The 22,840-nt window shown below is 59.5% G+C and carries 19 protein-coding genes and 1 pseudogene; 14 read left to right on the forward strand and 6 right to left on the reverse strand.

Annotation, left to right across the window (positions count from 1 at the left end):
- Positions 1-9: 9 nt before the first annotated feature.
- From PSH91_RS08330 to PSH91_RS08350, 5 genes are all read left to right on the forward strand, one after another.
- Entirely contained in the window at positions 10-1,188 is a 1,179-nt protein-coding gene (locus PSH91_RS08330; protein ID WP_305467849.1) for a DegT/DnrJ/EryC1/StrS aminotransferase family protein, read from the forward strand.
- Between the two features lie 108 nt (positions 1,189-1,296).
- Positions 1,297-2,346 carry a glycosyltransferase family 4 protein gene (locus PSH91_RS08335; RefSeq protein ID WP_305467851.1) on the forward strand — a complete coding sequence of 350 codons (1,050 nt, stop codon included), beginning with the start codon at positions 1,297-1,299 and terminating at the stop codon, positions 2,344-2,346.
- An 89-nt stretch (positions 2,347-2,435) separates the two neighbouring features.
- Positions 2,436-4,430 (forward strand): nucleoside-diphosphate sugar epimerase/dehydratase, encoded by a 1,995-nt coding sequence (locus PSH91_RS08340; protein WP_305468515.1) that lies wholly within the window; start codon positions 2,436-2,438, stop codon positions 4,428-4,430.
- 114 nt (positions 4,431-4,544) lie between these two features.
- Positions 4,545-4,880, forward strand: a complete 336-nt coding sequence (locus PSH91_RS08345) for a helix-hairpin-helix domain-containing protein (protein WP_076385744.1) — start codon at positions 4,545-4,547, stop codon at positions 4,878-4,880.
- Positions 4,881-5,040: 160 nt separating this feature from the next.
- On the forward strand, positions 5,041-5,892 hold the full coding sequence (locus PSH91_RS08350; protein ID WP_047226331.1) for a DUF1989 domain-containing protein: 852 nt from the start codon (positions 5,041-5,043) through the stop codon (positions 5,890-5,892).
- A gap of 180 nt (positions 5,893-6,072) precedes the next feature.
- Here the strand turns inward: PSH91_RS08350 and PSH91_RS08355 are convergent, their stop codons facing one another.
- Positions 6,073-6,240 (reverse strand): DUF2897 family protein, encoded by a 168-nt coding sequence (locus tag PSH91_RS08355; RefSeq protein WP_014337248.1) that lies wholly within the window; start codon positions 6,238-6,240, stop codon positions 6,073-6,075.
- A gap of 119 nt (positions 6,241-6,359) precedes the next feature.
- A complete protein-coding gene (eat, locus tag PSH91_RS08360; RefSeq protein WP_047226332.1) occupies positions 6,360-7,724 on the reverse strand; it encodes an ethanolamine permease in 1,365 nt (454 codons plus the stop codon).
- A gap of 405 nt (positions 7,725-8,129) precedes the next feature.
- Here eat and kdpF point away from each other — a divergent pair, with 405 nt between their 5' ends.
- The 6 genes from kdpF to PSH91_RS08390 all read left to right on the forward strand — a co-directional run bounded on the left by kdpF (position 8,130) and on the right by PSH91_RS08390 (position 16,192).
- The gene (kdpF, locus tag PSH91_RS08365; protein ID WP_047226333.1) at positions 8,130-8,219 is read left to right on the forward strand and encodes a K(+)-transporting ATPase subunit F; all 90 of its coding nucleotides are present in this window, start codon (positions 8,130-8,132) and stop codon (positions 8,217-8,219) included.
- Positions 8,220-8,227: 8 nt separating this feature from the next.
- Positions 8,228-9,922 carry a potassium-transporting ATPase subunit KdpA gene (gene kdpA / locus PSH91_RS08370; RefSeq protein WP_047226334.1) on the forward strand — a complete coding sequence of 565 codons (1,695 nt, stop codon included), beginning with the start codon at positions 8,228-8,230 and terminating at the stop codon, positions 9,920-9,922.
- 10 nt (positions 9,923-9,932) lie between these two features.
- On the forward strand, positions 9,933-11,987 hold the full coding sequence (gene kdpB / locus PSH91_RS08375) for a potassium-transporting ATPase subunit KdpB (protein ID WP_076385736.1): 2,055 nt from the start codon (positions 9,933-9,935) through the stop codon (positions 11,985-11,987).
- A 162-nt stretch (positions 11,988-12,149) separates the two neighbouring features.
- Entirely contained in the window at positions 12,150-12,695 is a 546-nt protein-coding gene (gene kdpC / locus PSH91_RS08380) for a potassium-transporting ATPase subunit KdpC (RefSeq protein WP_305467854.1), read from the forward strand.
- Positions 12,696-12,793: 98 nt separating this feature from the next.
- On the forward strand, positions 12,794-15,445 hold the full coding sequence (locus PSH91_RS08385) for a sensor histidine kinase KdpD (protein ID WP_305467856.1): 2,652 nt from the start codon (positions 12,794-12,796) through the stop codon (positions 15,443-15,445).
- Between the two features lie 48 nt (positions 15,446-15,493).
- Positions 15,494-16,192: a response regulator gene (locus tag PSH91_RS08390; RefSeq protein ID WP_047226338.1), complete on the forward strand. Its 699-nt coding sequence runs from the start codon at positions 15,494-15,496 to the stop codon at positions 16,190-16,192.
- A 133-nt stretch (positions 16,193-16,325) separates the two neighbouring features.
- Here the strand turns inward: PSH91_RS08390 and PSH91_RS08395 are convergent, their stop codons facing one another.
- Positions 16,326-17,363, reverse strand: coding sequence for a patatin-like phospholipase family protein (locus PSH91_RS08395; RefSeq protein ID WP_047226339.1), 1,038 nt, complete (start codon positions 17,361-17,363; stop codon positions 16,326-16,328).
- A 208-nt stretch (positions 17,364-17,571) separates the two neighbouring features.
- On the opposite strand from PSH91_RS08395, the gene PSH91_RS08400 reads away from it, so the two are divergent.
- The 3 genes from PSH91_RS08400 to PSH91_RS08410 all read left to right on the forward strand — a co-directional run bounded on the left by PSH91_RS08400 (position 17,572) and on the right by PSH91_RS08410 (position 19,761).
- Entirely contained in the window at positions 17,572-17,862 is a 291-nt protein-coding gene (locus PSH91_RS08400) for a hypothetical protein (protein ID WP_039588883.1), read from the forward strand.
- Positions 17,863-17,968: 106 nt separating this feature from the next.
- Positions 17,969-18,730: a CHAD domain-containing protein gene (locus tag PSH91_RS08405; RefSeq protein WP_305467858.1), complete on the forward strand. Its 762-nt coding sequence runs from the start codon at positions 17,969-17,971 to the stop codon at positions 18,728-18,730.
- 233 nt (positions 18,731-18,963) lie between these two features.
- Positions 18,964-19,761, forward strand: a complete 798-nt coding sequence (locus PSH91_RS08410) for an acyl-CoA thioesterase II (protein WP_047226341.1) — start codon at positions 18,964-18,966, stop codon at positions 19,759-19,761.
- A gap of 8 nt (positions 19,762-19,769) precedes the next feature.
- Here PSH91_RS08410 and PSH91_RS08415 read toward each other — a convergent pair.
- The 3 genes and pseudogenes from PSH91_RS08415 to PSH91_RS08425 all read right to left on the reverse strand — a co-directional run.
- A pseudogene (locus tag PSH91_RS08415) lies at positions 19,770-19,988 on the reverse strand (terminase); the annotation flags it as partial.
- 254 nt (positions 19,989-20,242) lie between these two features.
- Entirely contained in the window at positions 20,243-21,724 is a 1,482-nt protein-coding gene (locus PSH91_RS08420) for a methyl-accepting chemotaxis protein (RefSeq protein WP_047226342.1), read from the reverse strand.
- A gap of 209 nt (positions 21,725-21,933) precedes the next feature.
- Positions 21,934-22,740, reverse strand: coding sequence for a TatD family hydrolase (locus PSH91_RS08425; RefSeq protein WP_305467860.1), 807 nt, complete (start codon positions 22,738-22,740; stop codon positions 21,934-21,936).
- Between the last annotated feature and the right edge of the window lie 100 nt (positions 22,741-22,840).

The raw sequence follows: 22,840 nt of genomic DNA on the forward strand, positions 1-22,840 counted from the left end.
GGATTTAGAATGCTTAACTCTCCTTTTGCTCCCTGGCCATCTTTCACCGAAGAAGAAGGTGATGCAGTCCGTGATGTCATTCTTTCCAATAAGGTAAATTATTGGACCGGTACTGAATGTCGAGAATTTGAGAAGGAGTTTGCCGCCTGGACTGACACCCGTTATGCCGTTGCTGTTACCAATGGTACCGTCGCTTTGGATTTGGCATTATTAGCGTTAGATATCGGTGCTGGCGATGAGGTCATTGTAACTTCTCGTACTTTTCTCGCTTCTGTTTCTTGCATTGTCAATGCTGGCGCGATACCAGTGTTTGCTGATGTTGACCGTAATTCGCAAAACATTACTGCCGACTCTATTGAGGCGGTGCTGACCCCTCGGACACGGGCTCTGATTTGTGTCCATTTGGCTGGGTGGCCCTGTGATATGGATCCGATTATGGGGCTTGCGGCTAAGCACGGTTTGAAGGTAATCGAAGATTGCGCCCAGGCGCATGGTGCCCGTTACAAAGGACGCCCGGTTGGGTCTATTGGGCATATCGGAGCGTGGTCCTTTTGTCAGGACAAAATCATGACCACTGGTGGAGAGGGTGGCATGGTGACGACAAACGACCACGCTTTATGGTCAAGAATGTGGTCTTACAAAGATCATGGAAAAAGCTGGGAGGCAGTTTACGAGCGTAAACATGCAACTGGTTTTCGTTGGCTACATGATAGCTTCGGTACCAACTGGAGGATGCTTGAGGTTCAGGGGGTCATTGGACGCATACAGTTACGACGTATGGCTGAATGGCACGAAAGACGCCTGAGTAATGCCAATCGCATTTGGGCCTGCGCTCAGAAAATAGATAGTTTGCGCGTTCCAATGATTTCCTCCGAGAGTATCCATGCTGCATATAAATGTTACGTATTCTTGAGGCTGGATCAGCTTGCGGCTGGCTGGGACCGTGATCGCATTTTACAAGAGATCTCCGCTCAAGGTGTTCCTGTTTTTTCAGGATCATGCTCCGAGGTTTATTTAGAGAAGGCGTTTGATGGAACAAATTGGCGTCCGTCCAGCTTTTTGCCAACAGCTAAGGAGTTAGGAGAAACAAGCTTGATGTTCCTTGTGCATCCGACCTTAACAGATGATGAAATAACCAAGACATGTGATGTTTTGAGCGATGTTATGAAACAGGCATCTCACGGCTAGGGACTGTATTGCTTGATGAATAGATGATGACATTATAGGTTGCTATTTTTGGAGTGTTTTAAGGGCTGCCTAAGACGAATTTGAACGGTTTGCCAAGGTGTGCTGGTTATGGAGCTCTTATTTGTTCTTATATTGACAATAGGCTTGTCTGTAGTACTTACTTGGTTGTTGCGTTGCTATGCCATTCGTCAAAGAATTTTAGATATACCTAATGCACGCAGTTCGCATACCAGCGTGATTCCACGTGGTGGCGGCATTGCGATCGTACTTAGTTTTTTGTTCGCTATGATTATACTGGTGTTGGACAGTTTACTAGCTTGGCCGTTCGCATGGGCTATGTTCGGCGCAGGAGGCGGAATTGCATTAATCGGTTTTTTCGATGATCATCGACACCTTTCCGTCCGCTGGAGGCTATTTGGACATTTTGCGGGTTCCATATGGGCTCTTTTTTGGTTGGGCGGGCTGCCACCTTTGGAGGTATTTGGTTTTGTGATGGATTTTGGCTGGGGAGGACATATCCTCACTGTCTTTTATCTGGTCTGGATGCTAAATCTTTATAACTTCATGGACGGTATCGATGGCATTGCAAGTGTCGAAGCTATTTGTAGTTGTCTCTGCGCTTGTGTTCTTTATTGGGCTGCTGGCTTTGACAGCTTGATCGTTGTGCCTCTAGTACTTGTTATGGCTGTATCGGGGTTTCTTTACTGGAATTTTCCTCCAGCGCGAATTTTTATGGGCGATGGCGGAAGTGGTTTTTTAGGGATCACTCTGGGTTTGATCTCGTTACAAGCAGCTTGGGTTTCATCCGAATTTTTTTGGGTTTGGCTGATTTTACTTGGCGTTTTTATTGTCGATGCCACTGTTACGTTGATACGACGTGCGTTACGCGGTGAGAAGGTATATGAGGCCCATCGTAGCCACGCTTACCAATTTGCTTCACGTCAATACAGACGTCACTTACCAGTGACATTGGCAGTGGTCGCGATTAACCTGCTATGGCTGTTGCCTATCGCTGCATGTGTGGTGTTCTGGGATCTTGATGGTGCGTTGGGTCTGATTCTGGCGTATGTTCCTCTGGTAATAATGGCCCTCAGATTTCACGCTGGAGGGCCTGAGACGCGCTCATCTCATTTTGGAGATGAGGCAGGTCCCCTTTAGTGGTGCTTTTGTCGAGTGTTTGACGTGGAGGAAACGTACAATGGAAGCGGATTTTGTTTAAGGAGCAGGCCAAGGTGCGTGAAGGGGTTATGGATAAAATAAGATCGGCTTTGTTAGGCTTACCGAGACGCCACAAACGCGCAATCCAGGTAGCCACAGACGTGCTTTTGGTTTGGGCGGCCCTATGGCTGGCATTCGTCGTTCGACTCGGTATCGACGCCTTGGCGAGCCCGATCGAAACGCATCTTTGGCTTTTCGCATCTGCTCCGCTGGTCGCTATCCCGATTTTCATCCGCTTTGGCATGTACCGCGCTGTCATGCGTTATTTCGGCAATGACGCGCTGATCACTATCTGCAAGGCAGTCAGTCTCTCTGCCTTGCTGTTGGCTCTCTTGGTATATTGGTACAGTAACCATAAAAATGTAGTCCCGCGCTCCATCATCTTCAACTATTGGTGGCTGAGCCTGATCATGATCGGCGGTTTGCGCCTCATGATGCGCCAATACTTTCTGGGAGACTGGTTCACCGCAGCCCAGCATGTACCCTTCACCAACCGTGATGGCGGGTTACCGAAAGTCGCTATTTACGGTGCCGGTGCCGCCGGTAACCAACTCGTCGCCGCATTGCGTATGGGACGGGTGATGCGTCCTGTCGCGTTCATCGATGACGATCGCAGCATTGCAGACCGGGTGATCGCCGGGTTGCAGGTCTACCAACCCAAACATATTCAAAAGATGATCGATGCGACCGGTGCGCAAGAGATTTTGCTGGCGATCCCGTCTTCGTCACGAGGTCGTCGGCGTGAAATATTGACGTTGCTGGAAGGTTTTCCGCTGCATGTGCGCAGTGTTCCCGGTTTCATGGATCTAGCGAGTGGCCGGGTCAAGGTCGACGACATCCAGGAAGTGGATATTGCGGATCTTCTTGGGCGCGATCCTGTGCCTGCACAAGCTGACTTGCTTGAGCATTGCATCGCCGGACAGTCGGTTTTGGTGACGGGGGCGGGAGGTTCAATCGGTTCTGAGCTTTGTCGGCAAATCGTAGCCCTCAAGCCCACTACGCTGCTGCTATTCGAGCATAGTGAGTTCAATCTCTACAGTATTCTGTCTGAACTTGAGCCGCGAATCGCTCGGGAATCGTTGTCTGTCCGCTTGCTGCCTATCCTGGGTTCGGTGCGCGATCAGCACAAGTTGCTGGACGTGATGAAAACCTGGAATGTCGACACGGTCTATCACGCCGCCGCTTATAAGCATGTGCCCATGGTTGAGCACAATATTGCCGAAGGTGTCTTGAACAACGTGATCGGGACGTTGAACACCGCGCAAGCTTCGTTGCAAGCGGGCGTCTCGAATTTTGTATTGATTTCCACCGACAAAGCCGTGCGCCCCACCAACGTGATGGGCAGCACCAAGCGCCTCGCAGAACTGACCTTGCAAGCCCTGAGCCGTGAACTGGCGCCAGTGCTGTTCGGCGATAAGGCCAATGTCTCGCGTGTTAATAAAACTCGCTTCACCATGGTCCGGTTCGGCAATGTGCTGGGCTCGTCAGGGTCGGTGATTCCGCTGTTCCATAAGCAGATCAAGTCCGGCGGCCCATTAACCGTTACACATCCCAAGATCACGCGTTATTTCATGACCATTCCCGAGGCCGCACAGTTGGTGATTCAGGCTGGCTCCATGGGCTTGGGTGGGGATGTGTTTGTACTGGACATGGGCGAGCCGGTGAAGATTGTCGAGCTGGCGGAGAAGATGATTCACCTGTCTGGCTTGAGTGTTCGTTCGGAAAAGAACCCTCATGGCGACATTTCAGTCGAGTTCACAGGTCTGCGTCCTGGCGAGAAGCTTTACGAGGAGTTGCTGATTGGCGATAACGTTGTCGCGACCCCGCATCCGATGATCATGAGTGCCAACGAAGATCACCTGCCCTGGGATGTGCTCAAGGCACGGCTGGAGGAGCTGCTGGCTGCCATCGAACACGATGATTACGCGAGAGTCCGTCAGTTGCTGCGCGATACCGTCAGCGGCTACGCCCCCGACGGTGAGATCGTCGACTGGATCTACCAGCAGCGCCGTCTCGAACCCTGATTGTTACACAACCTGTAACGTACACACTTTTGACAGCCCCCCATCATCGCCTAAGTTTGAGAAGCAGCTTCGGAAAAGCTGCTTCTCTCTTAACGATGTCATGGAGCGTCACTTATGCGTACAGGCTATTTCTACTCTCTGGTTTTTGCCCTTCTGACCAGCGCCTCTATAGCTGTTATCGCTGCGCCCGCGGTCAAGCCCGAGACGACGGCGGCGCCGCAGGCACTGGAACTGTCGGCTAAACCGCAAGGCGTCAAGGTGGATCTGAACGTGGCGGACACCGCTACGCTGCAACGCGAGCTGGCGGGGATAGGCAAGGCCAAGGCTGATGCGATTGTTGCGTATCGCGAGAGTAATGGAGCCTTCTCTTCAGTAGAGGAGTTGCTGGAGGTCAAGGGGATTGGCAAGGCGATTCTCGACAGGAATCGTGACAAGCTGGAAGTGAACTGAGGTGTGATGGTGAAAGAGGCCGGTCGAAATATGACTGGCCTTTTTGCATTTTGGCTCAATGCCACTTAAAACGATGATCGGATGCGTCTTGGTCTAGGTTCGACCATCCGCCTTTTGGAGCTTCGTCCCCGCCAACCACCTCAGATCAAGGACCCACCCCATGCATAAAAACTACCCAGCCGCCTACCAAGTCAGCAAAGGCTCGGCCCTGCAAGTGGACAAACCCTTCTACGACCGCATCCGAACCCAGCAGGACAAGCGCACCCTGATCGAACAGTTCGAGGTCCCCATCCGTACCGGCCGCGCTTGGCACGTACCCGCCGGGCATGTGTTCCGCGTTACGACTCCGGTGGGCCCGCAGGTGGGGGACTTCAACGTGTGGAATGCCCACGATCCACGGGAACGCCTGTGGGCTGCGCGCACGCGTCAGCTGCAGGGCGCTCATGTCAGCACTCATGATCGGTTGTGGTCGAACCTGCCATTCTTGCGTCCATTGGTGACTATTACCGATGACAGTCTGGCCGATTATGGCATCGACGAGCATGGTGGACGATTGCACGACCTGCTGGGGACGCGCTGTGATCCGTACGTGAACAGGATGCTGACCGGCGAGGATTTTCACCATCACTGCCACTCGAACCTGACCCGTGCGGTATTACCCCATGGGCTGACCGAGTTCGATGTGCACGATGTGCTGAATATTTTCCAATGTACTGGGCTCAATCATGATGACATGTACTTCATGAAGGCCTGTCCGGCGAAGAAGGGCGATTATTTGGAGTTCTTTGCCGAGATCGATTTGCTGTGTGCCTTGTCCACTTGCCCCGGCGGCGATCTGTCGCTGGCGATGTGGGGGCCGGATGCGCAGGATCCCCTCAGTGTCTGTCGTCCGTTGGGGGTGGAGATCTATCGATTGGAGGATTCATTGCTGTCGGGCTGGAGCCAGCCTGAGCGGGCGGCGTACAAGGGGTTGCATGGCTTGCATATCGCCAAGGCTGATTGGGAGCAGTGATGTAGCAAGCGCTGGCTTTTTGTGGCGAGGGAGCTTGCTCCCGCCGGGCTGCGTAGCAGCCCCAATAGCCCAAACCCGATTAGCCTGACACTCCGCGCCAGCAGATTCAGGGCCGCTTTGCGCCCCAGCGGGAGCAAGCTCCCTCGCCACAAAGCGTCATGCAATCAGGACTGTAGCGGCTCAACGATCCTTGGCCTCCTTCGCATCCATCTCGGCATTGCGCTCGGCAACACGCTTGCGTTGTTCATCCGTCAGTTCGACCTTGTGGGCGGTGTCGCGCAGCATCATCAAGCCACCCACGATCGAGCCGATTGCAACAATCAGAATTAACCAGGCGTACCAGGGCATAGGGTTCTCCTTGAGGGGGCGATGGACGACGAACGTTTCGCCTGTCCACCGCACCTACCACTTATGAGCGAAGGTTGTTCGCAGTGGTTCCATATTACGCCCGTTGTGCCGGGTTCACCTCAAAGCCCGGTGAGCATCGCATCGGCCGGGGCATCGGCGCGCAGTTGTGCGGTCAGCACAAAGTACAAGAAGCCTACCGCCATGAAACCGAGGAAGATCAGCCCGATCAGGGCATTGAACCAGGCCATCGCTACCAGGCACACCACTGCCAGTACCAGGGCGATACCCGGGATGATCGGATAGCCCGGCGCGCGGAAGGTGCGTTCCAGGTTGGGTTCGGTTTTACGCAGTTTGAACAGGCTGAGCATGCTCATGATGTACATGACGATCGCGCCGAACACCGCCATGGTGATCATGGCGGCGGTCAGGGTCATGCCGCCGAGGTTGATCAGGCCGTCGCTGTAGATCGCCGCGATGCCGATCAGGCCACCGGCGATGATGGCCCGGTGCGGGGTCTGGAAGCGTGAGAGTTTGGCGAGGGAGGCGGGCAGGTAGCCGGCGCGGGCGAGGGCGAAGAACTGGCGCGAGTAGCCGAGGATGATGCCGTGGAAGCTTGCTACCAGGCCGAACAGGCCGATCCACACCAGCATGTGCAACCAGCCGGAGCTTTCGCCGACTACGGTTTTCATGGCTTGGGGCAGCGGGTCGTTGATGTTGGACAGGGTGCGCCAGTCGCCTACGCCACCGGCGAAGAACATCACGCCCATGGCCAGGAACACCAGGGTCAGGATGCCGCTGATGTAGGCCTTGGGAATTGTGCGTTTCGGGTCCTTGGCTTCTTCGGCGGCCATGGCCGCGCCCTCGATGGCCAGGAAAAACCAGATGGCGAAGGGGATTGCGGCGAACATCCCGGCGATGGCCGGCGCGCCGAACACATCGGAACCGGCCCAGCCGTTCAAGGCGAAGCTACTGAAGCTGAACGCCGGGGCGACTACGCCCATGAACACCAGCAGTTCGGCCACCGCCAGCACGCAGACGATCAGTTCGAAGGTCGCCGCCAGTTTCACCCCGAGGATGTTCAGGCCCATGAACACGATATAGGCACCGACCGCCGCGTGTTTCGGGTCCAGGGCCGGGAATTGCACGTTCAGGTAGGCACCGATGGCCAGGGCGATGGCCGGTGGTGCGAAAACGAATTCGATCAGCGTCGCCAGGCCGGCGATCAACCCACCTTTCTCTCCAAAGGCCCGACGGCTGTAGGCGAACGGTCCGCCAGCGTGGGGGATGGCGGTGGTCAGCTCGGTGAAGCTGAAGATGAAGCAGGTGTACATGGCCGCGACCATGAATGATGTCACCAGAAAGCCCAGCGTTCCGGCAACGCCCCAGCCGTAGCTCCAGCCGAAGTACTCGCCGGAGATCACCAGCCCGACGGCAATGCCCCATAAATGCAGGGTGCCCAGGGTGGGTTTGAGTTGTGTGTTCATCGGTGGCTCCCCCTCGATCCATAGCAAAAGCGCTGGGGTGGGGCAGTGCAGTGGGCGTGCCAGTGTGGCGGCGGTGGTCGTAATGGGTGAAATTGTGTCGTATCGGGGATGTTCGCTGCCTGATGGCTCGATTTTGTGCTCCAGTTCGGAGCGTCAGCGCCAGGGCGGGCCTCATCGCGAGCAGGCTCGCTCCCACAGGGGATCTTCAGTGGAGGCAAATTCTCTATTCACAACAGATCAAATGTGGGAGCGAGCCTGCTCGCGATGAGGCCCGCCCAGCCAACTACCAACCCCTTTTTTACACATTCTTTATCCCCCAACCCCTCTCTCGATCTCGTTCCTTTACGCCCTCCCTGCCGACAATCACTCCACACACGGCATGACGCCGTACGACGGAGAAATCCCATGAGCCTTCTGGACGGGGTGTCGCTGCTGCTGGCAGCGGCGCTGTTCATTTATCTACTGATTGCGCTGCTGCGCGCGGATCGGAACTAGGAGTGGCTATGCACGGTTATGACTACGGGCTGATCCTCGCCTTCTTTGCGCTGGTGCTGATCCCTGCACCGTTTCTGGGGCGTTTCTACTACCGGGTGATGGAAGGCCAGCGCACTTGGCTTTCACCTGTTCTTGGCCCGGTGGAGCGTGGTTGCTATCGCTTGGCCGGCGTTGATCACACCGTTGAGCAGAGCTGGCAGAAATACACCCTGGCCTTGCTCGCTTTCAACCTGGCCGGCTTTTCGCTGTTGTTCGCGATTCTGTTGTTACAGGGGCATTTGCCACTCAACCCCGAAAAAGTGCCGGGTATGGAATGGACCCAGGCATTCAATACGGCGGTGAGTTTCACCACCAATACCAATTGGCAGTCCTACAGCGGTGAAGCGTCGTTGAGCTACCTGAGCCAGATGCTTGGCCTGGCTGTGCAGAACTTTGTCAGTGCAGCTACCGGCCTGGCCGTGCTGGTGGCGCTGTGTCGCGGAATCGGGCGCAAATCCGCTGCAACGCTGGGTAACTTCTGGGTCGACATGACCCGCGCCACCCTCTACGGGCTGTTACCGCTGTGCCTGTTGCTGGCCCTGTTCCTGGTGTGGCAGGGCGTGCCGCAAACCTTCGCGCACTATGTGCATGGGTTGACGATGCAAGGCGCGGATCAAGTGATTCCATTGGGCCCGGCCGCGAGCCAGATCGCGATCAAGCAACTGGGCACCAACGGTGGTGGTTTCTTCGGCGTCAATTCGGCACACCCCTTCGAAAACCCGACGGCCTGGAGCAACCTGTTCGAAGTTGCCTCGATCATCCTGATTCCCGCCGCGCTGGTGTTCACCTTCGGCCATTACGTCAAGGACCTGCGCCAGAGTCGGGCGATCATCGCCTGCATGCTAGTACTGTTTCTGATCGGCGGCGCCACCTCGTTGTGGGCCGAATCCCAACCCAATCCGGCGCTGCATAACGCTTCGGTGGAGCAGACCGCGCCACTGGAGGGCAAGGAGGCGCGCTTTGGCACCACGGCCACGGTGCTGTGGTCCGTCACCACCACGGCGGCCTCCAATGGCTCGGTCAATGGCATGCATGACAGCCTCAATCCTCTGAGCGGCATGGTCTCGCTGGTGAACATGATGGTCGGCGAAGTCATTTTTGGCGGCGTCGGCGCGGGGCTCTACGGGATGCTGCTGAACGTGCTGATCGCGGTGTTCCTGGCTGGATTGATGATTGGCCGTACCCCGGAATACCTGGGCAAAAAGCTCGCTGCCAGGGAAGTGCAACTGCTGGTGATAACCCTGTTGGTCATGCCGGTGAGCGTGTTGGGGCTGGGGGCCATTGCTGCGAGCCTGCCCGGACCTGCTGCAGCGGTGAGCAACCCTGGCGCCCATGGTTTCAGCCAGTTGTTGTATGCCTACACCTCGGCGGGTGCGAACAACGGTTCGGCCTTCGCCGGTTTTGGTGCCAACACACCCTTTCACAATCTGATGCTGGGCCTGGGCATGTTGATCGGTCGTTTCGGCTACATCCTGCCGGTGCTGGCCTTGGCCGGTAGCCTGGCGCTGAAGAAAACCGCGCCTATCGGCCCGAACAGCTTCCCGACCCACGGCCCGCTGTTCGTGACCCTGCTCACCGTGACCATTTTGTTGGTGGGCGGCCTGACCTTCCTGCCGACCCTGGCCCTGGGGCCGATTGCCGAACACCTGAGCCTGGGTTTCTGAGGATCTGATGATGAATATGCCAATGAGCAAAACCGTCGTCGCCAAGGCGTCGGAGCAACCGAAAACCGCGATTTCGGCCTTGTGGCGGCCAGCGCTGGTGCAAGCTTTCGTCAAGCTCGATCCGCGCCAGTTGCACCGTGCCCCAGTGATGCTGGTGGTGGAGCTGACCGCGATTCTCACCACGGTGTTGTGTTTCGTTCCGGACAGCAGCGTGCCGACTTTTGTCGCCGCGCAAATTGCCCTGTGGCTGTGGTTCACGGTGCTGTTCGCCAACTTTGCCGAAGCCCTGGCCGAAGGTCGCGGCAAGGCCCGGGCAGACAGTCTCAAGGCCGGTAGCGAAGGCCTGAGCGCACGTCGCCAGACGGCCAACGGCTTTGAGGTGATAGCCGCCACCCGCCTGCGAAAAGGCGACGTGGTACGCGTCGAGGCGGGGGAGATGATTCCTGGCGATGGTGAAGTGATCGAAGGCATCGCTGCAGTGAACGAGGCGGCGATTACTGGCGAATCGGCCCCGGTCATCCGCGAGTCCGGCGGCGACCGTTCAGCCGTCACCGGCAACACGCGCCTGGTCTCCGACTGGCTGCTGGTGCGCGTCACCAGTAACCCCGGTGAATCCACCCTGGACCGTATGATCGCCCTCGTCGAAGGCGCCAAGCGGCAGAAGACGCCCAACGAAGTGGCGTTGGATATTCTGCTGATCGGCCTGACGCTGATCTTCCTGCTGGTGGTGGTGACGCTGCAGCCGTTCGCGCATTTCGCCAACGGTAATTTGCCGCTGGTGTTTCTGGTGGCGCTGCTGGTGACGTTGATTCCCACCACCATCGGCGGGCTGTTGTCGGCCATCGGCATCGCCGGGATGGATCGACTGGTACGCCTGAACGTGATCGCCAAGTCCGGCCGCGCCGTGGAAGCGGCGGGGGACGTGCATGTGCTGATGCTGGACAAGACCGGCACCATCACCTTCGGCAATCGTCGTTGTGCCGCGGTTCACGCCGCGCCCGGCGTGAGCGTCAAGGAACTGACCGAAGGCGCGTTATTCGCTTCGTTGGCCGACGACACGGCGGAGGGCAAGTCCATCGTCGAGTACCTGCGGGGTTTGCATTCGCAACCCGAGCCTGGCGCCGAACTGCTGACCGCTGTGCCGTTCAGTGCTGAAACCCGATTGTCCGGTGTCGACTATCAGGGCCGGGTGTACCGCAAAGGGGCCGTGGATTCGTTGCTGAGTTTTATCGGCCTGTCGAAAAGCGAACTGCCACCTGCATTGGCACGGGAGGTGGACAAGATCGCCCAGAGCGGCGGTACCCCCTTGCTGGTGTGCGTTGACGGCAAGCTGCTGGGGGCGATTCATCTGAAGGACGTGGTCAAGCCCGGTATCCGTGAGCGCTTTGCCGAGCTGCGCAAGTTGGGGATTCGCACGGTGATGGTCACCGGCGACAACCCACTGACCGCCGCCGCCATTGCTGCCGAGGCCGGCGTCGATGACGTGCTGGCCGAGGCCACACCGGAGAAAAAACTGGCGCGCATCCGTCATGAGCAGAATGACGGTCGTCTGGTGGCGATGTGTGGTGACGGTGCCAACGATGCGCCGGCCCTGGCCCAGGCTGACGTCGGCATGGCGATGAACGACGGCACACAGGCGGCGCGAGAGGCGGCCAACATGGTCGATCTGGACAGCGATCCGACCAAGTTGCTGGACGTGGTGCAAATCGGCAAGGAACTGCTGGTGACCCGTGGGGCCTTGACGACGTTTTCCATCGCCAACGACATCGCCAAGTACTTCGCTATCCTGCCGGCGCTATTTGCCTCGATCTATCCACAACTGGGTGTGCTGAACGTGATGCACCTGAGCAGCCCGCAAAGCGCGATTCTGTCGGCCATTGTGTTCAACGCCTTGATCATCGTGGTGCTGATCCCGTTGGCGTTGCGTGGCGTGCGGGTGCAGGCCGCCAGCGCGGCGGCGCTGCTGCGGCGCAATCTGCTGATCTATGGCCTGGGTGGGATCGTGGTGCCGTTCGTGGGGATCAAGGCGATCGACATGTTGCTGACGGCGTTGGGGTTGGTTTGAGCGGATAACCGACGCTCGCCTTCACCTTGTGGGAGCAAGGCTTGCCCGCGATGAACGATGACGCGGTGTTGGTTCAGACCGAGGTGACCGCATCGCGAGCAAGCGTTGCTCCCACAAAGTGGTTCCCACAGGTAATTTTTCATTCAATTCGAGGATTTCTGGATGTTCACTCTGATACGCCCGGCCTTGAGCCTATTGCTTCTGATGACCCTGATCACCGGCGTTGCGTACCCCTTGCTGGTTACGGGCGCGGCGCAAGTCGCGTTTCCCGCCCAGGCCAACGGCAGCCTGATCGTTGATGCCGACGGCAAGGTCCGCGGCTCTCTGTTGATCGCCCAGGATTTCCAGGGCGATGCCTGGTTCCATCCACGTCCATCGGCGGGTGCTTTCGCCACGGTAGCCAGCGGCGCCAGCAACTTTTCCCCGAGCAATCCGGCCCTGGCCGCACGGGTGATCGGTGACGCCCAGGCCTTGCAAGTGCCGGGTCAAGGCCCAGTGCCGTTGGCGCTGCTGACCACCTCGGGCAGCGGACTGGATCCCCACTTGCCACCAGCAGCGATTGCCTATCAACTGGCGCGTGTCGCCGCCGCACGCAATCTGCCGGTATCGTCCGTGCAGCAACTGCTCGACGCTCACATCGAACAACCGCTGGTGGGGCCGCCGGTGGTAAATGTGCTGGCCTTGAACCTGGCGCTGGAAAAACTGTAGACCCCTGTGGGAGTGGCACCTGTGGGAGTGGCACCTGTGGGAGCAAAGCTTTGCTCCCACAGGGCGTTTGATCAACATCTGAAAGAGAACCCGAACACATGAGCGACTCCGGCCGCGCCGATGCACTGTTAGCCAAGCTGCCCCGCAATGACCGGGGCCGGCTCAAGGTCTTCCTGGGTGCGTCGCCGGGTGTCGGCAAGACCTACGCCATGCTGCAGGCGGCCCACACGCAACTGCGCCAAGGTGTCAGGGTGGTTGCCGGCGTCGTGGAGACTCACGGCCGCAGTGAGACTGAAGCGCTGCTCGGTGGTCTGGTGCAGCAGCCGCTGGTGCGTTCGGAGTATCGCGGTGTGATGCTCGAGGAAATGGACCTTGATGGTCTGCTCGCGGCTCGACCGGCCTTGGTGCTGGTGGACGAACTGGCCCACAGCAACGCGCCCGGCAGCCGACATGCCAAACGCTGGCAAGACATTCAGGAGTTGCTGGCCGCCGGCATCGATGTCTACACCACCGTCAATGTCCAGCACCTGGAAAGTCTCAACGATCAGGTGCGCGGTATCACCGGCGTGCAAGTTCGAGAGACGCTGCCCGACTGGGTCCTGCAGGAGGCCGATGAACTGCTGTTGATCGACCTGCCACCGCGCGAGCTGCTGGAGCGCCTGCGCGATGGCAAGGTTTATGTGCCGGAACAGGCGCGCGCTGCGATCGATGCATTTTTCAGCCAGACCAACCTCACCGCATTGCGTGAGCTGGCCATGCAAACTGCCGCTGCACAGGTGGACAACGATCTTGCCCAGGGCTATCGCCAACTGGGCCAGGCGGCTCCGGCGGTGCGGGGACGATTATTGGTGGGGGTTGACGGTGATGCCCAGGCCGAACGTCTGGTACGCCACGCCAGCCGCGTCGCCCAGCGTCGGCATCTTCCCTGGAGCCTGGTGCATGTGGACAACGGCAGCACGCGGGACGAGCCATCGCGCCAGCGCCTGCAAAATGCCCAGCAACTTGCCGAACGCCTGGGTGGGGAAGTGGTGCTGCTACGGGCCGGTGAAGTCGCCAGGACCTTGATCCAGCACGCCACCGAACGTCGCGCTACGCTGGTGCTGGTGGGACAGTCCAGGAGGCGTCTGCGCCGGCGGCTGTTCGGTGGTGGCTTGGCTGCGCGTTTGCTGCGCGATGCCAGGGGGCTGGAAATCAACGTACTGGATCGCGATGAACAGCCCCCTGCGGCCCGTGAGCGTTCAAACGCCGCCCTGGCTGGTTTCGACTACGTGCTGGCGCTGTTGGCGACGGCGGCGGCCAGTGCGCTGGCTTGGGGGGTCTCCGGGCTTCTTCCCTTGCCTAATATCTCCCTGGTGTTTCTGATGGCGGTGTTGCTGGTGGCGGTTCGCAGCAGCCTCGGCCCTGCGCTGGCCTGCGCGGCGCTGTCGTTCCTGGCCTATGACTTTCTGTTCATCCCACCGAATTTTTCCTTCACCATCCAGCGTGAAGAAGATGTACTCACCCTGGTGTTCTTCTTGCTCATGGCGGCCCTGACCGGCAACCTTGCGGCCCGCCAGCGACGACAGTTGCAGGCGCTGCGCGAGACCCAGCAGGAAACCGGCGAGCTGCTTGATCTGTCCCGCAAACTCACCGCCGCGACCGACCGCCAGGCGGTGATCAGCGCCGCCGCGCAACACCTCAACGGCTGGCACGACCTGCAACTGTGCCTGCTCAACCGTGACGGCCAGGACGGCTGGAAGGTTGAGACAGCTGAACCATTGACCTTCACTGAAGCTGAGCGCGCGGCCGCCGATTGGGCTTGGCAACACGACCAACCGGCCGGCGCCGGCACCGGGACACTGCCGTCCGGGCGCTGGTGGTGGTGGCCGTTGTCGACAGAGGAGGGCCCGCTGGCGTTGCTGGGCGTTTGCCCGAAAGAAGGCAAGCCGTTGAGCGGCCAGCGGCGTCGTCTGCTGGCAGCTCTCAGTCAGCCACTGGCGCAGGCCCTGGCGCGGGCGCAACTGGCCCAGGATCTGGAAGCAGCGCGCCTGCACGGCGAAACCGAGCAACTGCGCAGTGCGTTGTTGGCGTCGGTGTCCCACGATTTGCGCACGCCGCTGACCTCCATGCGCGGCAGTATCGACAGCCTGTTGGCGTTGGGAGAGGCGATCCCGCTGGCCGATCGCCGCGAACTGCTGGAAGGCACCCGTGATGAAGCTGAGCGCCTGGATCGCTACATCCAGAACTTGCTGGACATGACTCGTCTCGGCCATGGGGCTCTGAAGCTGGCGCGGGACTGGGTGTCGCCGGCCGATATTGTCGGCAGCGCGTTGAACCGGTTGCGGGCGGTGCTGGCACCGTTGACGGTGGGCATCGAAGTGCCGGCCGAGTTGCCGTTGTTGTATGTTCACGCGGCGTTGATCGAACAGGCCTTGGTGAACGTGCTGGAGAACGCCGCACGATTTTCACCGACTCACGGGCGATTGCTGCTCAGCGCAGGGGCGACGGACAGCGAAGTTTTTTTCGCCGTGGCCGACGAGGGGCCCGGGATCCCTGAAGAAGAGCGCGAGAAAATCTTCGACATGTTCTATACCGCTGCGCGCGGGGATCGCGGCGGGCAGGGCACGGGGCTGGGGCTGGCGATCTGTCAGGGCATGGTCGGTGCCCATGGCGGGCGGATCAGCGTGGACACCGGCCTGGACGGACGCGGTACCTGCATCATCCTGCACCTGCCATTACAGACACAACCGGGCCTGGACGATGAAGCCTGAGCGGCGCTGGGTTACTCTCTTTCCACCTGATTGCATTGAACGGACCTCATGAGCCAGACCGCGACCCTTTTGGTCATCGATGACGAACCGCAGATTCGCAAATTCCTGCGCATCAGCCTGACTTCCCAAGGCTACAAGGTGCTCGAAGCCGGCACCGGCGCCGAAGGCCTGGCCCAGGCGGCGCTGAACAAGCCCGATCTGCTGGTGCTCGACCTGGGCCTGCCGGACATGGACGGCCAGCAGGTACTGCGCGAGTTTCGCCAATGGTCCACGGTGCCGGTGCTGGTGCTCTCGGTGCGGGCCAGCGAAGCGCAGAAAGTCGAGGCACTGGACAACGGCGCCAATGATTACGTCACCAAGCCGTTCGGCATCCAGGAGTTTCTGGCGCGCATTCGTGCCTTGTTGCGTCAGGCCCCGGCAGGCGAGGCGCGGGAAGCGGCGCTGACGTTTGGTCCGCTGACGGTGGACCTGGCTTATCGCCGGGTCCTGCTCGATGGCACCGAAGTGGCCCTGACCCGCAAGGAATACGCCGTGCTGGCGCAATTGGCGCGCCATCCCGGGCGGGTCATTACCCAGCAGCAATTGCTCAAGGACATTTGGGGCCCGACCCACACCGAAGACACCCATTACTTGCGGATCGTGGTCGGTCATCTGCGGCAAAAACTGGCGGACGACCCGACCCGGCCCCGGTTCATTGCGACCGAGGCGGGGGTTGGGTATCGGTTGTTGGGGGAGGGTGGACTTTGAGTTTGATGTTGGCTGAGCTGCCGTCATCGCGAGCAGGCTCGCTCCCACAGGCGTTGTGATGTTCTTGAATCCGCAGATCTAGTGTGGGAGCGAGCCTGCTCGCGAAGAGGCCCTCACCGCCACGAGCGCTCTATCAGTTCTGCTCATTCTCATAGCGATCCAACGTATCGCTGGCAATCTCCCGCCCCAGGGCGATCAGCTCCGGCGCCTTGTAGAACTCGAAAAACCGGCACACCCGTTTCGGCACGTTGATCAGCACATCCGGTGGATACCCGGCGATTTTGTATTGGGCCAGGGACGTCTGCATCACCTCGAAACTCTGGTTGATCAGATCCAGCAGCGAGGCCGGGCCAACGTTGTCGATGATGAACGAACCGGTCGCCGATTTCGGCGCACCTTCGGATTCCGGCGCGGCGGCCGGTTGTTGGCCCTCGGGCTCGGCGGATTCCAGCCATGGATTGATCTCGGCGGCTTCAGCTTTTAGCGCCTCCTGTTCCAGCAGCAGCAACTGCTCGGCTTGCTTGCGACGGAACGGTAGACGCGAGCCCAGGGAACTGACGAGGGTGTCGAAGCGACGCTTGAACGCTGCCGGGCGCTGGATGACCGGCAGTCGGTACTGTTTCTGGTTGGTGGCGTTGAGGTTGACCGCGATGATCAGGTCGCAATGGCTCGACACCACCGGCACGATGGGTAACGGATTGAGCAGGCCGCCATCCACCAGCATGCGGTTGCCTTGCATCACGGGGGTGAACAGGCTGGGAATCGCCGCCGAGGCGCGCATTGCCTGGTGCAGGCAACCTTCCTGGAACCAGATTTCCTGCTGATTGGTCAGGTCGGTGGCCACGGCAGTGTAGGGAATACGCAGGTCTTCGATATTGAGTTCGCCGACGATCTTGCGAATTTGCCCGAAGACTTTCTCGCCGCGAATCGCCCCCAGGCGAAAGCTGACGTCCACCAGTCGCAGCACATCCAGGTAATCCAGGCTTTCAATCCAGTTACGATAATCGTCGAGCTTGCCCGCGGCATAGATTCCGCCCACCACGGCACCCATGGAGCAGCCGGCGATGCAAGCGATGTCGTAGCCACGTCGTTCGATTTCTTCGATCACCCCGATATGGGCGTAGCCCCGGGCGCCACCCGATCCCAGTACCAATGCGACACGTTTTGTCATGACCCGGCCTCTTGTAAAACAGACTTTAACAATGCACTTATCGACGGCTGGGCTCAATCGTTGTGGCGCAGGTGTCGTTTTTTGATACGCCGTGCCGGCATTTGCGTATGCTCGCCCACACTTGTATTTACGCGGTCGGGCATTGGCACTTTTTGCGGGCTGGACCGTCTTACTTGCACGACTGTTGACCTGACTTGAGGTGTAATTGATGAAAGCCCGGATTTGTCTGCCCCTGGTGGCATCCTTGATGGTTTTGGCCCTGGCCGGTTGTGCCGGCAAGACCGCTTACCGCGATAGCTGCGGCAGCCAGCTCGACAGTGCCTGGCGCGAACTGGACCTGGCCAAGGCCGAAGGTTTTGCCGGCACCGTGAGTTATTCCAAGGCCCTGTCGTTGTTGACCGGCGCCAAGACCCAGCAGCAGTTCGAAGCGTTTGAGGGGTGCACCAAAAAGGCCGAGAAGGCCCGTTTCTACATCCGCGAATCCCGCGCAGGGCGTTAATAGCAGCGACAAGCTGTCAGCGGCAAGCTACAAGTTAGGGGAGCACTCTGCTCCTCACTTGAAGCTTGCAGCTTGACGCTCAACGCTACGTACGGAGTACGTCCCCATGATTGATCGGCTGGTGGCCCGGATACTGGGCCTGGAAGTCCGGCTGCTGGCCTGTCAGGCCCGCCTCAATGCCCATACCGACAGTGAAGCCCTGCATGACCTGCGGACCACGGTTCGCCGTTTGCGCAGCTTGCTTCGTCCGTTGCGCGGTTTGCCCGGTGTCGAGCAGCTGGAAACGGCGGCCTCGGCGGTCGGCGTGCTGACCACGCCCCTGCGTGACCGGGAAGTGCTGGCCGCCTACCTTGAGCAGCACGGCAAGATCGAAGCCGCGTGGCGGCGCCAGGTGCAAATGGCCGATGCTTATCCCGCCGTTGCCGGCAGCCCGGAGCTGGCCCAATTGCTGATGGTGCTTGATGCTTTCCCGCGCTTCATTCGCGCGGCGCAACGTCAGGACCTGCTTAAAGGTCTGCGCAAACGCATCGAAAAGCGCCTGGACAAACAATGGAAGAAACTCGGCGAAGCCTTGGGCGATCCGGCCCATGATCGCCACCGTTTGCGGCTGCTGATCAAGCGTGTGCGCTACGCCATCGAAGCCTACCCCGAACTTGACCGCCTACCCGAAGCGGCCATGCCACGGCTCAAGTCCGCCCAAGGCGCCTTGGGGGACTGGCACGATTGCTGGCAATGGCTGGCCAGGGCCAAGCAGGAAAGCGACTTGCAATCCTGCGTGCCGGTCTGGCTCAGCACCATGGAAAAGGCCGAGGCCAAGTCCGATAAAGTGCTCGATAAACTCGTTGCCAGTTGCTTCAAAAAATCCTGAGTCCTGCAGATATTCCCTTGTGGGAGCGAGCCTGCTCGCGATAGCGCCGCGTCAGTCACCAGTTATTCAAGCTGACTCACCGCTATCGCGAGCAGGCTCGCTCCCACAGTAGATTGGCGGGGGTTGGGATGCCGCGGCCTATCTGTCAGTCTCTTTGGCCAGAATGAGCGCTGTGCCACCCGTCTGGGCTGGTTAAGATTCCTGCATCTTTTTCCCATGTTTTCGAGGTTGTCATGCGCTTTTCCGATTTGATCGATGCCGTGCGCCGTCAGCCTGACTGCGTGATCATCGCGCCTGAATGGGGCCAGGGACGCGCCAGTTTTGGCGGTCTGGTGGCGGCGCTGCAATATGAAGCGATGCGTGCGCGGGTTCCGGCGGATCGCCCGGTGCGTTCGCTGGCGATCACCTTCGTCGGGCCGGTAGCGGCCGACGTACCCGTCAGTTTCGAAGTCGACGTATTGCGTGAAGGCAAGGCGGTCAGCCAAGTATTGGGGCGAGCGGTACAGAACGGTCAGGTAGTGACCGTGGTACAAGGCAGCTTCGGCGCCTCGCGCTCTTCCGTGGTGGCGGTCCAGGCCGACCCCGCGCCTGAGTTCAAAAGCGTGGAGCAATGCCAGGAACTGCCCTACATCAAGGGCGCTACGCCGGAATTCATGCGTCACCTGGCGCTGTGCTGGAGTGTTGGTGGCCTGCCGTTTACCGGCAACAAATCCCGCAGCATGGGGGGCTGGGTGCGCTTGCGTGGTGATGTCAAAGAGGAGCCGCTGAACGAGGGGCACATCCTGGCATTGGTCGATGCCTGGCCTCCGGCGTTGCTACCCCATCTCACTCAAATGGCACCGGGCAGTACGCTCACCTGGACCATTGAGTTCGTCCAGCCACTGCTGGAACTCACGACACTGGACTGGTGTAAATACCTGGCCGAGATCGAGCATGCTCAGGACGGTTACGGCCATGTCGCCGCCAGGTTCTGGAGCGCGGATGGTCGCTTGATCGCCCTGAGCCGGCAGACAGTGACAGTTTTCGCCTAAGGCTCTTCATGACCGTGGCACTGCAACACGAGTGCGGCAATCATGCCGAGGGAGCCGATGGCGACATTGGCCAGGCTGAGGCTGAACACCCCCGATACCATCAGCAAAAACGCGACGATGAACAGCGGTACGGCAATCTGGTGCAACACCGGATTGCTCGGGTGACCATGATGGTCAAGGCAGGTGCGCCATTGCCAGGCCGGGAAGTGGGGGTGACGTTTGCCCATGATGCTGATCCTTGAGTTCGCTAACCGAGTAACCCAAGCGTAAGCCCGGCCGGGCAGCGCGACGAATCGCGGTTGGCTATCGACGTGATAGGTGGCCATAGCCTTTCACCGTTGTGGGAGCAAGGCTTGCCCGCGATGCAGGCGCCTCGTTCCCCAGGGAGACCATATTGTCTTCATCGCGGGCAAGCCTTGCTCCCACAGATAAACCCCCGGCCGCAAGAACTCTCCCAGGCAGGTCAATTGGCAGCGGGGCCCTAGAGCCTGAGCTGCCCGATCGCCTTGTTCAACTCACCGGCCAACGTCGCCAGCTCATGGCTGGTGGTGGCCGAGTCCACCGTCTGGCGCACGGTGTTTTCAGTCACGTCACGAATACTCACGACCGCCCGGTTCATTTCCTCGGCAACCTGGCTTTGCTGCTCGGCCGCCACGGCGATCTGGGTGTTGCTCTCGCGCATCTGCGCCACCGCCCCGGTGATTTGCTCCAGAGCCTCACCGGCTTCCCGGGCCTGTTGCACGCAATCGTCGGCCTTGTAGGAGCTTTCCTGCATGAAATCCACCGCGTCCCGGGTTCCCGCCTGCAAGGCCGACACCATGGCGGTGATTTCATCCGTAGAGGTCTGTACCCGCTTGGCCAGGTTGCGTACTTCGTCGGCCACCACTGCAAACCCTCGACCCATTTCCCCGGCTCGCGCCGCCTCAATGGCCGCGTTGAGGGCCAGTAGATTGGTCTGTTCGGCGATGCTGTGGATCACGCTGACCACGCTGTTGATCTTCTGGCTGTCCTCGGCCAGGCGCTGGATCATTTCGGCGGTCTGCTGCACGCCGCGGGAGAGTCCGGTGATCGACTGTTGCACCCGGCTGACTACTTCGCGGCCATTGCCGGCCAAGGTATCGGCGCTTTTCGACAGGTCGCGGGTGGCGCCGGCATGTTGGGCGATGTGATAAACCGTAGCGGACATCTCGTTGATCGCCGTCGCCGCCTGATCGGTTTCGCTTTGCTGGCCGAGCATGCCGTGGCGAACATCGTTCATGCTCGATGCCAGGCGTGCTGCACCGCTGTCCAGTTGCCGAGCAGTGCTGGCAACGGTGTCAACCACACGTTGATATCCGGCTTGCATGGCATTGAACGCCGCCGCCATCTGGCCCACTTCGTCCTTGCAGGCCAAGGGGACGCGGGCGGACAGGTCACCGGTTTTTTCCACGTGCAGCATCACATCCTTCAGGGTGTTGAGCTGGCTGAGCAGAAACCGGATTAGCAGCTGCGATGCGCCCAGCATGGCCAGCATCAACACGAACACCGCCACGGCGTATTGGCTGAAGCGTTCCCTGAACACCTGGCTCAGGCTTGCGCCTTGGGCCAGCACGGCCAACTGTTGGCCGTCACCGCCACGGATTACTTCGGCGCCCAGCAGTGGGTTGTCGCCCAACAGGGGGCTGGCCGAGAGTGCTACCCAGCCGTTGGCCTCTGCTATTGAAGGCAATGATTGATCGTTCAATGTGGGAATCTGGCCGCGCTGGAATGCCAGCAGGTGATCGGCCTTGGGCAATGGCTGCCCGGCAGGCCAGGCACTGAGCAAGCGTGCCTGGGCCTGGGCGTTTGCCTGGGCCGCATGGTTGCGCGCCTGTTGTTCGAGCTGCACCGCGTAGAGTACGAGCAGCAAGGTCGTGACAAAGGCGACCGCATTGACCGCCCAGAATTTGTACTTCAGTGAGATATTGCTAAGCCAGGCACCCATGGAAGGTCTTCTCTGATAGCGGAAACAGTTTTGGCAAGGTGCCATTATTGTGCCGCTATCCAAGGTGTGGGGTGTTGATATGGGTCAACAGACAACGCCTATCCCCTTTGGGAGCGAGCCTGCTCGCGATAGCGGTGTACCAGTCGGCCTATGGGCAAGCTGATCCATTGCTATCGCGAGCAGGCTCGCTCCCACAGGTTTTCACTGGGTCAGGAGAGGGTGGGCAAGCCAAAAAACGCGCGGGCACAGGCGGTGCTATGGGCAGCGAGGTCTTCCTGGCTTTCGCCCCGGTGCAAGGCGACTTCGCGCAAGGTTTCCGTCAGGTAGGCCGGTTCGTTTCGACCATTCTTGGGTTTGGGGCGCAGTGTGCGAGGCAACAGGTACGGTGCATCGCTTTCAAGCATCAAGCGAGTGCGAGGAATTTCCCGTACCAATGGATGCAAATGGGTGCCCCGGCGCTCGTCGCAGATCCAGCCTGTGATGCCTATATGCAAGTCCAGGTCGAGATAGCTGAACAGGGCCTTTTTCTCACCGGTAAAGCAGTGCACCACCGCTGCGGGCAATTGGTCGCGAAAATCCCGCAGGATTTCCAGCAGTCGCTGATCGGCATCACGTTCGTGAAGAAAGACCGGCAATTGCAACTCCACCGCCAGGGCGAGGTGTTCTTCCAGGACTTTTTCCTGCTGCGGGCGCGGGGAGAAGTCCCGGTTGAAATCCAGCCCGCATTCACCCACTGCGCGAACGCGGTCTTGTTTCAGCAGGTCTTTGAGGTGCCTGGCGCTATCGGCGGTCCAGTCGCTGGCGCTATGGGGGTGAACACCGGCGGTGGAAAACAGCCGTTCCCCGGCGTCATCGAGGCGCTGGCACAGCTCAAACGCCTGTTCGCTGCCGTCGACGCTGGTACCGGTCAAGACCAGTTGGCAGACACCGGCCGCATAGGCGCGCTCAAGCACGGCCTCGTGTTTGTCGGCAAAACTGGGGTTGGTCAGGTTGACGCCGATATCGATGAGTTGCATGGTGCTACCTCGACCCAAAGGCCGCAAAGCATATCAGAGCTGTAGATTTATAAGAAAAGCCAAGAACTACAACGAGTTGAGGCTGTCTGTTGAGGCCGCC

The organism is Pseudomonas sp. FP1154 (assembly GCF_030687245.1).
Lineage (GTDB): Bacteria > Pseudomonadota > Gammaproteobacteria > Pseudomonadales > Pseudomonadaceae > Aquipseudomonas > Aquipseudomonas rhizophila.